Source organism: Maribacter arcticus (assembly GCF_900167935.1).
Taxonomy (GTDB): Bacteria; Bacteroidota; Bacteroidia; order Flavobacteriales; family Flavobacteriaceae; genus Maribacter; species Maribacter arcticus.
Genome location: NZ_FUYL01000008.1, coordinates 25,915 through 45,181, shown reverse-complemented (window position 1 = coordinate 45,181; position 19,267 = coordinate 25,915). Strand labels below are relative to the sequence as shown.

The window sequence follows — 19,267 nt, the reverse complement described above, 5'->3', positions numbered from 1 at the left end:
CTTCTATTGGTTAACTTTAGCTTAAAATCACAAGAGCTAGGTCGTATGTTAGAAACGAATATTACAAAGAGTACCTTCCAATTTTTAAATTCACTTAAAAAAAACAATAATAGAGAGTGGTTTTCCGAACATAAAACGGACTTTACTACAGAGTCTGAAAAAGTTAAATGCTTTTTTAATAACATACTTGAAAAACTTAAGTCTCATGATGAAATTGAACGTTTAAAAGTTTTTAGAATTTATAGGGATGTACGTTTCTCTAAAAATAAAACTCCTTATAAAAATAATTTTTCGGCTTCCTTTGCTAGAGCTGGTAACCATCGTCGCGGTGGTTATTACTTACAAATAGAACCTGGTAATAGTTTTATTGCTACAGGGTTTTGGAGTCCAGAAAAAGATGATTTGTTACGCATTCGAAAAGAGTGGGAGATAGATACTACTGAATTGGAAGCTATTATCGAAAATGATACTTTCAAAAAAGTATGGGGGCAATTAGTAGGCGAGGAGTTAAAAACAGCCCCTAAAGGTTTCGATAAGGAAGATCCAAACATTCAATTCATTAGAAAAAAGCAATTTATTTTTATAAGAAAATTTTCAGATAAAGAGGTTTTAGAAAATGATTTCGCTTCTCAAATAGATGAAAGTTTTAAATTGATAAAACCTTATTTTGATTTGATGAGTAATATTTTAACTACTAATTTAAATGGAGAATCGTTGTTAAACTAATTCAAGTTTGCCAAAATATTGTATTTGATCTTGTAGACGTTTAATTACCATGTTCATCATTCGCTTATTTAAAGCTGAAGAATTTTGAATGTAAAGCTCGTATTCTTCTATTGTAAATTGACCTGTTATCATACCTTTTAATGAGTTACGAAATTTAATATCTTTTTGAATTGATTTAGTAATGTAATTCATACGTTTTTCGAGTTTGAGCTCATAAAAAGTATTCTTCATTTTTTTAATATAATTTTCAAAAGAAGCTAATAATAAATCGTTTTGTAATTTTAATATAGGACGTAAGGTTTGGTTTTGAAAACGTTCTTCTTCGGTCATGTTCTGAATTATTTTGGCGGAAGAAATTAAAGGTCGTATCGATAGTAATTTCTCTGATCTGTCCATCTTTTGTATTATTTTATTTAAAGATACATATTAGATGAAGTCTATAAGAAAAGTACATAATTAGTTTTTAACCTGTTATGAACAAAGGTGGTACAGATTTAAAATATACCTAGTATAATTAAGAAAATAGTAATTCCGTAGGGGGCGTTTTATCAAAATGTAATTAAACGATTATACTATCAATAGCATTGATAAATCTATATGGCTTCTTCTAGAAAGTAGTATAATTCTTAATATTCGGTATAACTTGGCAATGTATATTTTCAAAATTTAAGACTATGAGATTTCATACTAGAAAATTAGTTAAGCCTGGAGATTTAAACTCAAATGGAACTCTATTTGGTGGCAGGCTATTAGCTTGGATAGATGAGGAAGCTGCTTTATACACCATTGTTCAACTTGAAAATGGGAAAGTTGTTACAAAGTATATGTCTGAAATTAATTTCATGAGCGCTGCCAAGAAGGGTGATGTTATTGAGATAGGTATTGAGGTTGTTAAGTTTGGCAAAACATCATTAACGTTGAACTGTGAGGTACGTAATAAAATGAACCATGAAACCATCGTTACCGTTGATAATATCATTATGGTGAACTTGGGTGAAAATGGAAAACCAACACCACATGGTAAAACGAAAATTGAGTTTGTAAAGGACCGATTGGCGGCCTTAGGGGAAGTAGATTAACTTTCCCCTAAATTCTTAGCTACAGCCTGTACTTCATCTAAAACTCTTAATAGATTACCACCCCATAATTTGGCGATTTCTTCTTGGGTGTAACCTCGTTCAACGAGTTCTAGGGTTACATTAAATGTTTCTGATGCATCATTCCAACCTTCGATTCCTCCACCGCCATCAAAATCTGAACTTATACCTACATGGTCTATACCAATTAATTTGACCATGTAATCTATATGGTCTACAAAATCGGCAACATTCACCTCTGCGGGTGCATCTGACTTATTTTTTACTAGTTCTTTGCCAACCTTAAGTACTTTAGGATAATTCTCCATAAAGCTCTCTTTTTGGCTATCAGTTAAACTTGAAAATTGAGAACGCTCATACCAATCAATGTCTAATGAATCTGCTACTTGTTGATATATTGATTTCATATATGCCGCTCTCGTATCATTTTTTTCGGTATTTAAATAGGAGCTAAAGGCAACTGTTTGAACAACACCGCCATTTTTTTTCATCATCATTAATTGTTCGTCATCAAGATTTCTACTATGACCACATAATGCTCTAGCTGAAGAGTGCGATGCAATTATCGGTGCTTTAGAAAGTGAAATCATTTGCCTCATCGCTTCTTTTGATGGATGTGAAACATCAATCATAATTCCAAGTCTATTCATCTCATTTACAGCTTCTTCGCCTAGTTTACTTAATCCATTGTGTAACCATTGGCCATCTGCTTCACCAGTATTTGAATCAGAAAACTGACTATGACCATTATGCGCTAACGAGATATATCGTGCTCCTAAATCGAAGTAGGTCTTAAACTGGCTCATGTCGGTACCTATTGGGTACGCATTTTCTACTCCAATCATTGCCACTTTCTTACCAGACGCTATAATTTCCCTCACATCAGAAGAAGTCAATGCGAGTCCAATTTGGTCTGGTGCAATTTCTTCACAAAGTCTGTGTATGGCTTCAAATTTCTGCATGGCATTTTCCTTTGCTTTAGCATAACCAGCCTCAGTGAGTGTATCTTGACCAGTATAAACAATTAACCAAGAAACGTCTAAACCGCCTTCTTTCATTTTCGGTAGGTTTACCTGAGTTTCTAGGTTTTGAGTGTAATTTATACTATCTGTAAAGTTGTTGATATTGATATCATTATGGGTGTCGATTGTAATGACATCTTCATGAATTCTTTTTGCTTTTTCAAGCGTGGTCTCCGCTAATTTCTCCTTCTTTTCTGCGCAAGAGAGGGCCAATAAAAAACAAAATAAATAGAGAAACTGCTTCATAGGATAGTTTTAGACCTACAATTTAAGGGTATTCACAACAAATAACCAACCCTTGAAAACATTTTATTGTTGTCACGTGTTTAATGGCGCATTTTTAAATTCTATTAAAACAGACTAGACCAACAATTAAAGAATAGCATTTTATGTCAATTTCAAAAACTACAGATTTACTTGATCAATTATCTCAGTTAGAGCGCTCTGTAAGTGAGTTCTCATTTGAGGAATTAAGTGTTGATGAAGCTAAGGAGTTAAAGAATTCATTTAACACCTTTAAGTCTAGTTTAGAATGTCAAATTTTTGATCCAAACCAAAACAGTGATTCTCTTAAAAAAGAGCCACTTATGGTTTTGGATAAACAAGAAGTATCACAAAAAGAATTCATTACTCATGTAAGTCATGAAATACGAACCCCTTTAAATAGTATCATTGGTTTTGCAAACCTTCTAAAGGAAGAAAAACTAACCTCTAGTCAGCAGAAAAAAGTGGAAGCTATTCAATTTGCCTCCAATACTTTATTAAAGCTAATTAATGAGGTTTTAGACTATTCAAAAATATCTTCTGGAAATACAAGCTTTGAATCTATAGATTTTAAACTGCATGGTTTACTTAATGATGTTATGTTCTTATGCGAGACATTGTTAGTTGATAGTCAAGTAGAACTAATAATTGATATCGATAAGAGTGTGCCTAAGGTAATAAAGGGTGATCCATCAAAGCTTTCGCAAGTAATCTTAAACCTTGTTGGAAACTCGATCAAATTTGTAAATCAAGGGTTTATAAAGTTGGGTGTTTTTGTTAAAGAAGTTAATGAGAATGATTATGTGCTAGAGTTTTCTGTTACTGATACAGGAATTGGTATTTCAAAAGAAAAGATAAATTCCATTTTCGAACGCTATTCACAAGCTGATAATGATACTTATCTTAAATATGGTGGTACCGGATTGGGTTTATCTATTACCAAAGAAATCATTGAAAAACAAAATGGTGAAATAGTAATTAACAGTGTTGTTAGTAAAGGAACAACGGTTTCTTTCACATTACCCTTTTCTAAAGGAGATGTAAACAATATATCTGTTGAAAAAACAAAAAACCTAGATATTAAAGAAGCGAAGAAGTTATTAGAGGGTACTGAAATAATGGTATTCGAAGATAATTTAATGAATCAACATTTAATATTAGAGCAGTTAACTAAATGGGGGTGTAATGTACATACTAATGTAACCCTAGAAAAAGGGTTGGCCATTTTAGCTACAAAAAAAGTAGACTTGATTTTAATGGATTTAAAGATGCCGAATTTAAACGGATTTGAAGTGTCTAAAGCCATAAGGTTAAACGAGAATCCGCTTATAAGAAATATACCAATTGTAGCTTTTAGTGCTGATTTTACTGAACAAGATGGTAAGGATTGTGATTCCATTGGTATCAATGATTTTTTATTGAAACCATATACCTTAAATGACTTAATGTCAATTATTGTAAAAAACAAAAGAGAAAATAATCCAAACGAAGAGTTTGGACTAATACTTCAAAAACAAATGATAGAACCTAAAGAAACTACCATTGTTGACCTAAATAGTCTTTTAAAGGATTGTTTTGGAGAACTAGAAATGCTAAATGAACTGATTAAACTTTTTAAGACGAATGTTCTTGAATTTATAGGTAATGTCAGAATTCATTTAAAAACGGATAACCTTGTAGAGATTGCTTTTTCTGCACATAAACTTAAGGCTAGTTTTGCTATGCTTAAGGCTACGGGTATGCATAACTTAATTTTAGAATTAGAAGCTAATTGTAAAGCAAATAAGCTAGACAAGGTTAAGGAGTTATACGAATTGTTTTTAAATGATTATCCTTTATTAGAGAATAACTTGAATATTGATTTAGAAATATTGAATAAGAAATAATATGGGTAAACGTGTACTATTAGCAGATGACGACCAACTTTTAGCTTCGTTGTTAAACTTCAGGTTAAAAAAGGGTGGTTATGATGTACACCACTCATCGAACGGTAAAGAGGTTAAAGAATATCTAAAAACTGAAATGCCCGATATTATTGTTAGCGATATCATGATGCCATATTTTTCTGGTATTGAGCTAATTGATTTTGTTAGAAACGAATTAAAATCGAATACACCCATAATCATTATTTCATCTGCTGGTAATGAACAAAATGTGTTAAGCGCATTTGAACTTGGTGCAAATGATTTTATCACAAAGCCTGTAAGTCCAACCGAATTATTAGTTCGTGTAGCAAGAGAAATAAATAAAATATAACTAAAAAAATTTGTTGATTCCCCTAAGACAAATCAAAATATCGCTAATTACTGCCCCAGAATTCAATTTAGAATATCTCTGGTGGCTATCCATTTTATTTATAGTATTGGCTGTTTTGTATTTTATTGGGATTTTTTTAATTAGAAATAGAATAACCTCAAATAGCGGTCGTACTAAAGATAAGAAGATAGAATTTTCCCCTATGATCAGTGAGTTTCTATTCTATGAAGACTCTAATAGTAAAGAGGAAAAAATGAACTATTTAAACCTAAAAATTCAGATTAGGGAATTAATCAAAGACAACTTTGATAGAAGCGTTTTGACTGAGGTACTGTTAGATTTACGAAAAGATTTATCTGGCCAATCACAAACAGTACTTATTGAGCTTTATAAAGACTTAGGCCTACATAACGATGCATTTGAAAAATTAGCGAGCAGAAAATGGCAAATTATATCAAGTGGAATCCTAGAATTAACCTCTATGGAGGTAAAGGAATCTTATGGATTGATTATAAAATTCATAAATCACAGGCAAGGTACAGTTCGTAAACAAGCTGAAATTGCAGTCGTAAACCTTAAGGAAGAAGGTATTGGATATTTTCTTGATAATACGAAATATAAAATTTCAGAATGGCAGCAATTAAAATTTTTAGACGTTCTTAGGCATAAGCCTAATTTTGAGCCTCCTTCCTTTGGTTTGTGGCTAACATCCACCAATAGTCATGTTGTTCTTTTCTCTTTAAGACTAATAAAATATTACAGGCAAAGTGATGCTGAACAATCTATTATTACGCTCTTAAAACACAAAAATAGAGATATTCAGTCAGAAGCAATAGATTGTATTAAGGAGTTCTTTTTTGTACGTGCCTTACCTACTTTAAAAATGGTGTATGGCAAAGCAAGCACTGACATAAAGATTGCAATTCTAGATGCTATAGGAGAAATAGGTTCAAAATCTGATGTAGAGTTTTTAGAACGCCTGAAAAAGAAAGAAAAGAATTTTAATATCAGAAGCAAAGTTTTAGGAACGTTAAATAAACTTAACCCAGAAAGCATCTTACCCACCAAGAATATATCTGATTCGGATTATTTCTCAAGTGAAGTTGAGAATAATGAGGATGTTTATGAAGCACACGAAAGTATAGAAAGTGAGATTGCTGCTGAAACAACTGAAATCATTCCACAAAATGTAATTGAGATTGAAAAGGATTTGGTGGTAGAAGAAGCAAATGAACTAATTATTGATGAACAGGTTGTGAACCTTATCGCTGATGAACATTTAAAACATAATGGTAAAGAATTAAATGAGGTAGATCGAAAGGTAGATTCTGAAATTAATGAAGAGATTATAAGCATAGAACAAAATGTTAATGTTGATTTAATTTCTGAAATCGATTTAAACTTCCTACCAAAAGTAGAAAATGATGTAGTTGAGGAAGAGGAAGCTATTAGCGCTAATTTTAAAATTATTGTAGAAGAAGAAAGAGCATTGACTTTTGACTTTTTACCATTGATTATTTCAAACCCAAGCATTGAAGAGGTTATAACTAATGATGAAGACGATGATTTTTTTCCAATGTTTTCTTTAGATGAAGATTTAGATATAGAGCATAAAGAAATTGAAAATCAAGTTGATTCTATTCAAAAAAATGTAATTGAGTTAATAGATTGGGCCAATGTTTCAGACAATGATTCTAATCAAGATGCTGAAATTGCAAAGGAGCCTTTAATTTCATTTGAAAACGATACCGTTACTTTTTTTGCAAATTTTATGGAGCAGGGTGAGCTTGATACTATGGTATTGTTAGAGAACATTGCCGAAATGGGTGATTGTAGAGAATTACCGATGCTACAAGAATTATTAACTATAAATACCTCACCACTTATTTTAGACCGAACTAATGAATTGATTCAAAAGTTCTCATATCAATCACCTCGTCCTAATGAATTATTCTCATCTAAGAACGATTTAGCAGAAAGTGTTTTTACTGAGGTGTATAATCATTCAGATAAGGAAACTAAACTAATGTTGTTAAAAGAGATTAAACTAGTAGGTGATAAGAAAGAAATTAAACTATTAGAAACCATTATAAATACTGAAACAAAAACTTTAGCTAAATCTGCTAAATCGGTATTAAAACATATTAAATCGAAGATAGCATTAACTAATGCAGAATTAATTAATACTGTTGATAATAATCACCCGCTATTCGATGTAAATTTTGAATTTGGCTTGAGTGAGGCTTCTAAAAGAATGATGAAATCGAACGAGGATGGTTCTACTATATTTGACCAATTATGCTCCATGTCCAACACCTTATATAATAAGATAAATGGATAGTGAAGTATTTGGCATTATACTAGAATACATCAATTTTGTATTCTTTCTGTTTACTATGATATTATTTATCATGTTTTCTGCAATGGCATATTTCTCTACAAGAAACTCTATTCATTATAGAAATAAAAACAGTTTTACAGATATTACGAAAATCATGGCTTCGCCTTTGGCACCTACAATTACTATAATTGCACCTGCCTATAATGAAGGCCTTACTATTGTTGAAAATATTCGATCATTATTGTCATTGCAGTATGTGAATTATGACGTTATGGTGGTTAATGATGGAAGTAAAGATGACACGTTGCAAAAATTAAAAGATGCCTATGACTTAGTCAAAGTTGAAACGGTTATGGATCCTGATTGGAAATCAAAACCCGTAAATGCTATATATAAGTCTAAAAACATGGCATTCGCTAAATTGACGGTTGTCGATAAATTGAATGGAGGCAAATCGGATGCCTTAAATGCTGGTATTTCCTTGTCTACTAGTAAATATGTTGGCTGTATTGATGTTGATTGTTTACTGCAACCAGACGCGTTATTACATGTAGTAAAATCATTCTTTCAAAGGTCTAAGAAACGTGTCATTGCCGTAGGGGGTGTAATACGAGTAGCTAATTCTTGTGTAATAGCGGGCGGACAGTTAGAAGAAATAAAATTACCAACAAATTGGTTGGCTCGATTTCAATTATTAGAATATACCCGCTCTTTTATCTTAGGTAGAATGGCTTGGGGTAGAATAGATAGCTTATTAATTATTTCTGGCGCATTCGGATTTTTTGAACGTGAAATAGCCTTAGCTGTTGGTGGCTATGATACTAAAACAGTAGGGGAGGATATGGAAATTATTTTTAAAATGCGTAGATATATGCATGAACGAAAAGAACCATATACCATAGAATATATACCAGATCCTTTATGTTGGACGGAAGTTCCTGAAGACTTAAACATTCTTGTGAACCAAAGAGATCGTTGGGCACGTGGTAATCTAGAGACTTTGTTCAAACATAAAGACATGTTGTTCAATTCAAAATTCGGTAGGTTAGGCTTGTTAAGTTATCCTTATTGGTTTTTCTATGAATGGCTTTCTCCCTTATTAGAGTTTTTTGGTTTTTTTACTGTTATATTATTTGCATACCTAGGTATTCTTAATTGGGAATTCTTTTTAATGATAACCTTGGCGATATACCTATTTTCTATAATGATTTCGTTTTATGCCATTCTATGGGATGTATACTCGTACAATCAATATAGGCGTACAAAAGATATTTTAATATTAATGGGGCTAGCCTTGCTTGAGCCCTTCATTTTTCATCCAATCGTTGTTTACGCCGCTGTTAGGGGGAATTATAAAAAATTATTTAATGTAAAATCTGGATGGGGATCCCAGGTAAGAAAAGGTTTTGCTAAAGCAACTTAAATCATAGAATGAATACAAGTACAATAGATAGATATACGTTAAAGCAATATACTAGGCTTATGATATCCTTTTTTGGGTGTTTGCTAGTATTGACGCTTTTTCAATATGGCGTTCTTTATTATAAAGGAGTGTTAGATAGTATTTTCTCTATAAGCTTGCTAAAGGCAATTGTTCATCATATCGGGTTCACGGCAATCACAGGTATTATTATGGTTTTTCCTTTCAATTTTTGGGAGAACCTAAGATCCAAATACGGATTTAATATTGTTTTTGTTTTACTAAGCTTCATATTGATTATTGAAGCTATGCTAACTGGGTATTATTGTAGCACTTTGGTTCCATTAGGTTCAGATTTATTAGGTTATAGTTATTCAGACATGAAAATAACAATAGCCAACTCTGGCGGATTCATGTTATCTGTTTACTTATTTATTGGTGTTGTAATCTTAATCAGTCTTTTCTTAGGCTTATATAGGGTTACCTCTAAAGTCTATCACCGTATCAGTAGAATGTATCCTTTTACCATTGTATTGTTCAGCTTGTTTTTAGCATCCTTATTTACCGATGGTAAACCAATAAATCAAAACAAAACACAGTATCTGGTGGTTAACCTATATAACAGTAGTACTGAAGACAATTCATATACATCTACCGAAGAATATCCTTTAGTTAAAAAGCCAAATATTGAGAACGTACTGGGGGAGTATTTTACCTTAAAAGAACAGAAGCCTAATATCGTTTTTATAATGGTAGAAGGTCTTGGTAGAGATTTTGTAGGTGAAGGTGCAGAATATGGTGGCTTTACACCATATTTAGATTCTTTAACCACTAAGTCCTTATATTGGGAGAATTTTTTAAGCAACACTGGTCGAACATTTGGGGTCTTACCATCCTTATTGGGATCACTTCCTTTCGGGAAAAGTGGATTTATGGAATTAGAAGAATTTCCAAATAAACTTACCCTTTTTAGTGTATTAAAAAATAACGGTTATCACACATCATTTTATCAGGGTACAAATAGCTCTTTTGATAAGGTAGATAGGTTTCTCAATAGTGAGAATGTTGATTTTGTACTTGATAAATCAGGATTCGGGGTTAACTATCAACAACAGGCAGAAGACGCTGCCGGTTCATCATGGGGGTATCCCGATAAAGAATTATTTAAAAAAAGTATTAGTCTTCCACGAGAAGAAAATCAGCCTAGACTAGAAGTTTATATGACCATTAGTACACATGAACCCTTTATTCCACCTAGTCAAGAATATTATGAGCGTGAGGTTGAAACTATTCTTTCAAAAGGCAATTTCGATTCAAGGGTCGAAAAAGTTATTGAGAAAAATGACAATGTATTTGCCACATTATTATATACTGATGAGGCTATAAAATGGTTTATGCAGGCGTATAAATCGCAACCCAATTACGAGAACACGATTTTTATTATTACTGGAGATCATAGACTTATACCAATACCTCAACGTAATAATATAAGTCGTTTTCATGTGCCTTTGATTATGTATAGTCCTATGTTAAAAACTACTCGTAAAATGAGTTCGGTTTCTTCTCATTTCGATGTTACTCCTTCCATTTTAGCATTATTAGAAAATCAATACGAATTAAAAATGCCTAAAAAAGTAGCTTGGATGGGTGGTGCTTTAGATATGCAAACTGCTTTTAGGTCTACTAAGAATATTCCATTAATGAGAAATAAAAATGAATTGAAGGAATATATAAGCGAAGAAAAACTGTATACGGATGGGGATATTATGGAGATAGACGAAAACATGGATATAAGTTCTGCTTTTGGTGGTAGCTCGGTCGAAGCAACTCTTGAAAGATTCAAATCTATTAACCATTACGTTACTACAGAAAACAAAATAATACCGGATAGTCTTGCCATTTTCACCATTCAGAAAGAAAAATTCACCGATTCAGAAACGGTATGGTTAAATAGTGTGTATGATGGTAAAGATTCTGATAAGGGATATTTTAAGGCGAGGGAATTAGCATGGAATAAAAAGTGGGACAAAGCGTTATTGTTGTGTCGCTATAATTTATCTGAAGCCCCAAGTCATATTGATACTAAAATTTTAATGGGAAGAGTTAATTCATGGAAAGGGAATCATGACAAAGCCATTGAAATTCTAAAAGAGTGTATTAACATCAACCCAAATTATATTGATTCTTATGCAGCTTTGTTCGATGTCTACTTTTGGTCAGATAAAACAAAGGAAGCTTTAGAACTTACAATAGCAGTAGAAGCGAATAGTGCCAGTGCCAACGAAATTTCTGCTAAAATATCACGTGCCCGTAGTCAAGCTAGAAAGGCAAATATTAAAATTAATGAGGTTGCGACTAGTAGTGTAAATAGCAAAGCGGGAATTGTAAAATAATGATAAAAAAACACCTCCATATTGTGGTCATCATACTACTTGTCTGTGTATACGGTGTAAAGGGGCAAGATGTATCTGCTTTGGAAGGTGGTGATACGCCAACCTTTGAAACAGCCTATCAATTGGCGTATGATGGTAAAAACACTCAGGCAAATCTTATGCTTGGCAATTTTACCAAAGAGAGTCCAGATAATCAAGAGGCAAAATCTTTACTAGCGAGTACATATTCTTGGAATGGCGATTATGATAAAGCCCGGGCAGATTTTAATGCAGTACTGTCTAAAAACAAAACCGATAAAGATATCTGGATATCTGCTATAAAAAATGAGTTGTATGCTAAAAATTACGCTACCGCTTTAGGGCTATCTAATAAGGCATTAGTACATTTTCAAGATGATAAAGAACTATCGCGATTAAAATCCTTAGCCTCTTCCGGGTTAAATGAATTAGCATATGAGAAAGATGGTTGGTATAACGTAGAGAGTAAAGTAGAAACTAACTTTGGAATAGGAAAAAAAAATAGCAAGGCCAAGAATGCTCTAGTCGAAAAGACTAAAGCCGATAGTACGCTGCTTTTAAGAAAGACACCGGTAACTGAAGAAAAATTGAAGAATAGAATAGCGGTAAATAGTTCCGTTACGGTATTTGACCAACGTTTTGATCCAGTCGTTTCTTCAAGTATATCGTACAAGCGACAAACAAAATACGGTAGTATAATTCCAAGATTAAACAATAGTAATCGTTTAGGTAAAAACGGACTTCAATTTGATATAGACCTATATCCGAAAATCGCAAAAGGATTTTATGCTTATGTAAATTATGGCTATTCTAATTCAGAGCTTTACCCTAACCATAAAGTTGGGGGAGATATATATTACAATCACAAAAGTGGATTTGAATTTTCAAGCGGAGGACGATATATTAGTTTTGCGACAAGAGATGTAAAGTCGATAACTAACTCTGTAGGTTATTATAGAGGTAATTATTATTTTTCTTTGCGCTCATTTATAACGCCTGGTGTTGATGATAAACTAACTAAGGCATCAGGAAATATTTTGGTTAGGAAATATTTGAAGGATGCAGAAAACTACGTGGGAGTAAATTTCGGAATCGGATTTTCTCCAGAGTTAAGACAGTTTTCTTCGGGTGACCAAATATTGGCAGAAACCTTACTTTACATTGAATCGCAACGTTTAAGCTGCGAGTATCAGTTTACCAGTAAAAACAATTTAAGTTCGTATCGAACGAATATCGGTGTTTTGCGCCAAGAACAATCTTTTGATCCAGGTAGTTTCTTTTATTCAATTTCTGCTGGCCTCACCTATCAATTCAATTTTTAGACTTGGTAAGAACTTATTATACTCTAAATATAGTTTTCTAATAGAATTGTTTACAGCTTAGATGCGCTTGTAAAATTCATATCTGATATCCATTTATCAGCATACATTCCATAGATAAGGCCAAATTCATTATCATGAACATATTTTTCGTCTTTACCTGGGGCAAAATTCACGTTGTAGACGTATACCTTAATTCCGGCTTCTTTCAATTGTAACATGAGTTTCTTTTGACTAGCGATAATTCTTCTTGATAACGCCACATATTTTACATTATTAACCTTTAAAAAGTTGGTTTTATCATCCTTAATAGCCATTAAAGGTTCTTGAGACATCATTGCATGTATACCATGCTCAGAAGCTTTTTCAACGGCCATAACACTAAATAATTCCATAATTAGACGGTCATTATCAATGAAAGCCTCGGAAAAGGCAATTGGGTCATTTACTTTATCTGTTACTAAAGTTGCATCTGGGTGTTTTTTAAACCAAGCATTAATAGCCTCCATATCCATAGTTATGTAATCTCCATAAATTTTTTGTTTCATGAACTGGGCATGAGTGGGAGGTAAGGTTCCTGTGTAATCGGTAAATCGAGCCCACATATTCCAATCATGGGCTGCTACCAATTTTCCATCAGAAGTTTCTATAATATCTAACTCAAAAATGCGGAATCCTTTTTTATAATTCTCATCTAGTGCATTCTTAGAGTTGGTAGATTTAATTCCGTTTACCTCACCGCCAGCATGAGCAATGAACCTATTTATGTTAGGTGTAAATTCAAAGGTCTCTTTTGGAAAATAAACGATTTCGCTTCCTGTTATAGTAGGTACATCTAAAGTCTTTGTAATCGAATTATCATCAACTTGTTCAGTAATAACACCATTTAAATTATGCATGATGTATGCTTGCCTGCCTTTTAAGCTGCTTAATTGAATAAGTCCTAAGTCGAATAACTGCTTTTCAAACCCTACCAAACTGGCTGCAGCAGAGTCATGCGCTAATATGGCTATTTTAGAATTTGCCATTAACATTGTAGAAAGCGTAGCTAAAAACTCTACAACCTCTTCTTTACTACCATAGGTGTCAAATGTTTTATACTCTATTTTTTTATCTTTTTCGAAATGCAAAATGGTTAGTCCACGTTCAATAGATTCCTTTTGCGACAAATAAGTAAATGAGCTGCGTTGATGCGTATTAAAACTATGACTGTTCAATACTAATTCTTCTGTGACTATTTTTTCATTAATAGCATGTAACAGTTCCATCGCATTACTTTTTGAAACACTTCCTAGAAATATAAAAAATAATAGGAGCTTAAATGTTTGGGAATTAGAGTGCATATATGAGAGTACGTTCATTTTAATTTCATCTTTAGTAAATCAAACATAGAACACTTGTAAAGGTCAACTATGTTTGTAAAATGAAAACGAAATTATGCGGGTCATATTGTAGTGATAAGCATGATTATAATGCCATATAGAGGTGTTGGTAAATTGGTTGTGGTATGGGAAGAATTACCTTTACATATACTAGTTTTACCACAACTTCATAATAGATGTAAAGTTGAGGTTTAACTAAGGTTTGGTCTTTTTAATGGGAGAAATCGATTATACATCAAAAAAAATACGATGAACTGCACTCCTTAAAAGCCTTGTAAATAGGATGGTTTCACTAATTTTTATCGCTAACATACTTTTTCATACGTTTTACAACAAAAATAAAAAGGTTCACCACATTTTATTGTCACACCTATATCTTCCCTATATATTTACTTCAAGATTAATTTACCCAAATCAATTTTAAATTTTAAACCTACAAAAATGCTTTACGACACTTACGGTGAAGAATACTTAGTATTTCTTCAAGATTTAAACGAAATTTTAAGTATCAATGAATTAGCTGAGTTGGATTACATGTAAATGGTAACCAAACTAAAAACCAATAAATTAAATTCTCATGGCACATCAAAATCAAGATTTTTCATCTTATCAAAATTTTATTCAGGATTTAAATTCAATCCTTGTAAATTTCAATATCAACAAATTGACCTATTCTTAATGTTCACCATTAAGAAAAAAAAAGCGCCCGTATATACGGGCGCTTTTTTTTTATAACAGTATTTAATTTTATCCTAAATACGTTTTCAACAACTTACTTCTAGAAGCATGACGTAGTTTACGTATTGCCTTTTCGCGTATTTGTCTTACTCGCTCTCTAGTTAAATCGAATGTTTGGCCTATTTCAGCCAAAGTCATTGATTGTTGATCACCAATTCCGTAGTATAACTTAACAACATCAGCTTCTCTAGGCGATAAGGTATCTAATGCTCTATTGATTTCTGTATTCAATGATTGTTGTAATAATTGATTATCAGGTCTAGGTGATTCACCTGAACGCAATACATCATACAAGTTAGAATCTTCACCTTCACGTAATGGCGCATCCATAGATACGTGTCTACCTGAATTCTTAAGAGACTGCTTTACCTCAGAAACGGTCATTTCTAATTCTTTAGCAATTTCCTCTGGAGATGGCGGACGTTCATGTGCCTGCTCTAAATATGAAAATGTCTTTTTAATCTTATTGATTGAACCAATTTTGTTCAATGGCAAACGTACTACTCTTGACTGTTCTGCTAAAGCTTGTAGAATAGATTGTCTGATCCACCATACGGCATAGGATATAAATTTAAATCCTCTAGTTTCATCAAACCTTTTTGCTGCTTTAACTAAACCTAAATTTCCTTCGTTTATTAAATCGGGTAATTTAAGACCTTGATTTTGATATTGTTTTGCTACGGAAACAACAAACCTTAAATTTGCTGTAGTTAATTTTTCTAAAGCTGCTTGACTACCTTCCCTGATTTTTTGTGCTAACTCTACCTCTTCATTTGCAGTAATCAAATCAATCTTACTGATATCTTGCAAGTATTTATCGAGTGATTTTGATTCACGATTCGTTACCTGCTTAATTATCTTTAGTTGCCTCATATGTGTGTATGGAATTTAGAAGTTCTACGAACTTACAGTATACCACTAATTATTGTCTTTACCAAAGAAACCTCACTATACTTCTACACTATTTATAAGGTTTAACAAAGTATTGTGCATTTAGGACGTTAAATCAGTATAACTTATTTTTGAAGTAACATTTACGTTTTATATGAGTAAAAGGGCCTTAAAAACATATCTATCTAAACTACCAAAAAAAGCATTGGAAGAGCAGATAGTAGAGTTGTATGAAAAATTTCCTACGGTAAAGACGTATTATGATTTTGCGTTTAATCCGAAAGAGGATAAACTGGTACAAGACGCAAAGGCTAAAATTTCTAATGAATACTTTCCTTTAAAAAGAAGACGACCAAAAGCACGACGTTCGGTAGCACAAAAATTCTTTAAGCATTTTATTAAGTTAGGAGTAGATCCACATTTAATAGTAGACGTTATGTGTTTTAATCTTGAAATTGCCCAGACCTTTTCAAAGGAGAAAAATGTAGCCGATTCTTTCTTTAGAAGTATGCTGAATTCATTCAATGAAGTAATACAGTTTGCTACAGTTCATGGTGTATTACCTGAATTTAAAGAACGTATCTTAAAAATATATTTAGAAACCCAAAAACAAAAATGGCTTTTTGAAGATGAGTTCTCAAAAGCCTTGGATATTATAGACTAGAACATGGCAATTGTAATAATTAGACAAGACCACAAAATTGAGCTTTGGAAAAAAGCATTATTAAAAGCTGACAGTTCACTAGAAGTGTATAGTTTTTTAGAGGAGCATCCAAAAGATGAAATTACCATGGCCATCACCTGGAAACATCCTTCTGGTTCACTTTCAGGGTATCCAAATTTAAAATGTATTGCATCTGCCGGGGCTGGTGTCGATTATTTATTTGAAGATGCTACTCGCCCTAATGACATTCCTATTACTCGTATTGTTGACCCATTTTTGGCAAGTGATATGTCTGAACATGTTTTAGCGGTGATTTTGGCTCATCTTAAAAACCTGAATGCCTATAAAGCAAAACAAATAGCGAATGTTTGGGAGCCAATGGAGTATTTAAGGATAAAGGATGTAACCATTGGTATTTTAGGTCTTGGGGAATTAGGTGCTCTTACGGGTACTGATCTTACTACCTACGGATTTAAGGTGCAAGGTTGGAGTCGTAGTGCTAAAAATATAGACAACGTTGCCACTTTTTCAGGTCCGGATTCATTGTCAAAATTTCTAGAGTCTACCGATGTTTTGGTTTGTTTATTGCCATTAACTCCCGCTACAGAAGGTATTCTGAATAAGAAACTATTGTCACAGCTTCCTAAAAATGCGTTTGTTATTAATGTTGCGAGAGGCGGACATATGGTAGATGAAGATTTACTGGAGTTGATAGATAACGGACACTTATCTGGGGCTTGCTTAGATGTATATCATACAGAACCATTACCCACTTCACATCCATTTTGGAACCATAATAAAATACACATGACCCCCCATTATGCAAGTGTTTCAGATACCAATTCCGTTATTCCCCAATTAGTAGAGAATTATAAACGATTACAATCTGGTGAAGAACTTCAAAATAAGGTGGATATGAACAAGGGATATTAATATTGTGTATTTAAATATTTTTATTTCCTATACCCATAAAAATCCCATAATTTTATAAGGTTTTTGCATTATTAATATAATTAACGCCTACACACCTTTTGAAGCTAGAGAAAGATAGTACTGAGAAGACCTTATACGATTATCAAGAGGAAGATCTAAATATGATTTTTAATTATTTAGATGAAAATGGTGATAATTCTAACTTACTATACCAACTACCTACAGGTGGTGGTAAAACCGTAGTGTTTTCTGAAATTGCAAAGCGTTACATAGAACGCACCAAGAAAAAGGTAGTCGTACTTACCCACCGTATAGAATTGAGTCAGCAGACCTCAAAAATGCTAAAGGGGTTTGGGGTAAAAAATAAGATTATTAATAGTGAGGTTAAAGAGTGGCAAGACCAAAACGAGTATATGTGTTTTGTCGCTATGGTAGAAACACTGAATAACCGACTGCAAGAAGAAAAAATAGAAATTAATAATATAGGTCTTGTAATTATTGATGAGGCACATTATAACTCTTTCCGTAAGCTATTTAAGTTTTTTGAGAATTCTGTAATTCTTGGGGTTACCGCAACTCCCCTTAGTTCAAATATTAAGCTTCCCATGAAAGACAACTATAAAAAGTTGATTGTGGGTGAATCTATCGAATCGTTGATTCAGAAAAAGTTCTTGGCTAAAGCGAATATGTATAACTACGATGTTAGCCTTCAAACTTTAAAATTAGGTATTAGTGGCGATTACACGGTAAAATCTTCTGATGAGCTGTATGGTAATCATAGCATGCTTAATAAGTTGGTAGCGGCTTATAATGAAATAGCAAAAGGCACGAAGACTCTTATTTTTAATAACGGAATAAACACGTCTAGATACGTCTGCGAAACTTTTAAAAAGGCTGGTTACAATATTCGCCATCTAGATAATAAGAATAACGCATCTGAGCGAAAAGAGATTTTAAAATGGTTTAAGGAAACTCCCGATGCTATTCTTACGTCGGTAAGTATTTTAACTACTGGTTTTGACGAACCAAGTGTAGAAACCATAATTCTAAACCGTGCTACACGTTCACTTACGCTCTATTTTCAAATGATTGGTCGTGGGTCTAGATACTTGTCACATAAAGAGAACTTCAATGTAATAGATATGGGTAACAATGTTGCTCGTTTCGGATTGTGGAATGCAGGTATAGATTGGCAAGAGATATTTCATTTTCCAGATTTCTATTTAGAAAATATCAAAAACGACGAGGAAATTGAACGGGAATTTGTTTATGAAATGCCTGCAGATTTAAGGGCGGAGTTTGAAAAGTCTACCGAAATCGATTTTGATATTAAGGCAGAATACAAAAAGAGTTTCGCCAATGGTGAAAAATCTAAATTAGTATTAGAAAAAAGTATTGAGCAACACGCAAAAATATGTGTTGAGAATTCTGAAGATGTTTTTGATGCTAGAATTTTGGCTAAAAAGCTAAAAGAAGAAATAAAGTATAGAGTTCGTCAATACTCGTATTGTATTATGAATAATACGAAGAACTATAAAGAGTGGCTAGAGGAAGATTATGAGCGTAAATTACGTTCTAAGATATCCAAGATGTTCGCCGCAAAGATGTAAATTTTATAATGCTGGTTAGCAATAAGTGGTGAGTAAGAAACCAAACCTTAATTTTTGTTATCTCAGATAAAGTATTTTAGAATTTTAGGGACAACCACGTCAATTCTATAATCTCACTTAAATTCTATTACCGAATTTTTAAAAATACCTTAAAGGCTATCAAAATTCAACTAAGATGGTTAAATTCATGTGC

At 32.8% G+C, this 19,267-nt stretch carries 15 protein-coding genes; 11 read left to right on the top strand and 4 right to left on the bottom strand.

Going from position 1 to position 19,267, the window contains the following annotated elements:
* Nucleotides 1-45 precede the first annotated feature (45 nt).
* A complete protein-coding gene (locus B5X55_RS12810; RefSeq protein ID WP_079513033.1) occupies nucleotides 46-726 on the top strand; it encodes a DUF2461 domain-containing protein in 681 nt (226 codons plus the stop codon).
* Here B5X55_RS12810 and B5X55_RS12805 read toward each other — a convergent pair.
* Nucleotides 718-1,122 (bottom strand): glyoxalase, encoded by a 405-nt coding sequence (locus B5X55_RS12805; protein WP_079513032.1) that lies wholly within the window; start codon nucleotides 1,120-1,122, stop codon nucleotides 718-720. The two genes, B5X55_RS12810 and B5X55_RS12805, sit on opposite strands and share 9 nt — an antisense overlap.
* 278 nt (nucleotides 1,123-1,400) lie before the next feature.
* On the opposite strand from B5X55_RS12805, the gene B5X55_RS12800 reads away from it, so the two are divergent.
* Nucleotides 1,401-1,805: an acyl-CoA thioesterase gene (locus tag B5X55_RS12800; protein WP_079513031.1), complete on the top strand. Its 405-nt coding sequence runs from the start codon at nucleotides 1,401-1,403 to the stop codon at nucleotides 1,803-1,805.
* Here B5X55_RS12800 and B5X55_RS12795 read toward each other — a convergent pair.
* On the bottom strand, nucleotides 1,802-3,091 hold the full coding sequence (locus B5X55_RS12795) for a dipeptidase (RefSeq protein WP_079513030.1): 1,290 nt from the start codon (nucleotides 3,089-3,091) through the stop codon (nucleotides 1,802-1,804). The genes B5X55_RS12800 and B5X55_RS12795 overlap by 4 nt on opposite strands.
* Before the next feature lie 143 nt (nucleotides 3,092-3,234).
* Between B5X55_RS12795 and B5X55_RS12790 the strand changes: the two genes are divergently transcribed.
* Genes B5X55_RS12790 through B5X55_RS12765 form a run of 6 tightly spaced genes read left to right on the top strand, consistent with a single transcriptional unit; the run spans nucleotide 3,235 to nucleotide 12,859 of the window.
* Complete coding sequence (locus B5X55_RS12790) at nucleotides 3,235-4,995, top strand: ATP-binding protein (protein ID WP_079513029.1); 1,761 nt, start codon at nucleotides 3,235-3,237, stop codon at nucleotides 4,993-4,995.
* A 1-nt stretch (nucleotide 4,996) separates the two neighbouring features.
* Nucleotides 4,997-5,365, top strand: a complete 369-nt coding sequence (locus B5X55_RS12785) for a response regulator transcription factor (RefSeq protein ID WP_079513028.1) — start codon at nucleotides 4,997-4,999, stop codon at nucleotides 5,363-5,365.
* A gap of 13 nt (nucleotides 5,366-5,378) precedes the next feature.
* Nucleotides 5,379-7,706, top strand: coding sequence for a HEAT repeat domain-containing protein (locus B5X55_RS12780; protein ID WP_143814497.1), 2,328 nt, complete (start codon nucleotides 5,379-5,381; stop codon nucleotides 7,704-7,706).
* Complete coding sequence (locus tag B5X55_RS12775) at nucleotides 7,699-9,129, top strand: glycosyltransferase family 2 protein (protein ID WP_079513026.1); 1,431 nt, start codon at nucleotides 7,699-7,701, stop codon at nucleotides 9,127-9,129. The genes B5X55_RS12780 and B5X55_RS12775 overlap by 8 nt, the downstream gene beginning before the upstream one ends.
* An 8-nt stretch (nucleotides 9,130-9,137) precedes the next feature.
* Nucleotides 9,138-11,519 carry a sulfatase-like hydrolase/transferase gene (locus tag B5X55_RS12770; RefSeq protein WP_079513025.1) on the top strand — a complete coding sequence of 794 codons (2,382 nt, stop codon included), beginning with the start codon at nucleotides 9,138-9,140 and terminating at the stop codon, nucleotides 11,517-11,519.
* A complete protein-coding gene (locus B5X55_RS12765) occupies nucleotides 11,519-12,859 on the top strand; it encodes a YaiO family outer membrane beta-barrel protein (protein ID WP_079513024.1) in 1,341 nt (446 codons plus the stop codon). Before B5X55_RS12770 ends, B5X55_RS12765 begins: the two co-directional genes overlap by 1 nt.
* Nucleotides 12,860-12,909: 50 nt before the next feature.
* On the opposite strand, the gene B5X55_RS12760 is transcribed toward B5X55_RS12765, so the two are convergent.
* Together B5X55_RS12760 and B5X55_RS12750 are read right to left on the bottom strand one after the other, a co-directional pair.
* Nucleotides 12,910-14,124, bottom strand: a complete 1,215-nt coding sequence (locus B5X55_RS12760; protein ID WP_079513023.1) for a PI-PLC domain-containing protein — start codon at nucleotides 14,122-14,124, stop codon at nucleotides 12,910-12,912.
* An 861-nt stretch (nucleotides 14,125-14,985) separates the two neighbouring features.
* Nucleotides 14,986-15,849: a sigma-70 family RNA polymerase sigma factor gene (locus B5X55_RS12750; RefSeq protein WP_079513021.1), complete on the bottom strand. Its 864-nt coding sequence runs from the start codon at nucleotides 15,847-15,849 to the stop codon at nucleotides 14,986-14,988.
* 172 nt (nucleotides 15,850-16,021) lie between these two features.
* Here B5X55_RS12750 and B5X55_RS12745 point away from each other — a divergent pair, with 172 nt between their 5' ends.
* From B5X55_RS12745 to B5X55_RS12735, 3 genes are all read left to right on the top strand, one after another.
* Nucleotides 16,022-16,531 carry a DUF6155 family protein gene (locus tag B5X55_RS12745; RefSeq protein ID WP_079513020.1) on the top strand — a complete coding sequence of 170 codons (510 nt, stop codon included), beginning with the start codon at nucleotides 16,022-16,024 and terminating at the stop codon, nucleotides 16,529-16,531.
* Between the two features lie 3 nt (nucleotides 16,532-16,534).
* Nucleotides 16,535-17,464, top strand: a complete 930-nt coding sequence (locus tag B5X55_RS12740; RefSeq protein WP_079513019.1) for a 2-hydroxyacid dehydrogenase — start codon at nucleotides 16,535-16,537, stop codon at nucleotides 17,462-17,464.
* A gap of 98 nt (nucleotides 17,465-17,562) precedes the next feature.
* Entirely contained in the window at nucleotides 17,563-19,074 is a 1,512-nt protein-coding gene (locus B5X55_RS12735; RefSeq protein WP_079513018.1) for a DEAD/DEAH box helicase, read from the top strand.
* Nucleotides 19,075-19,267: the final 193 nt, after the last annotated feature.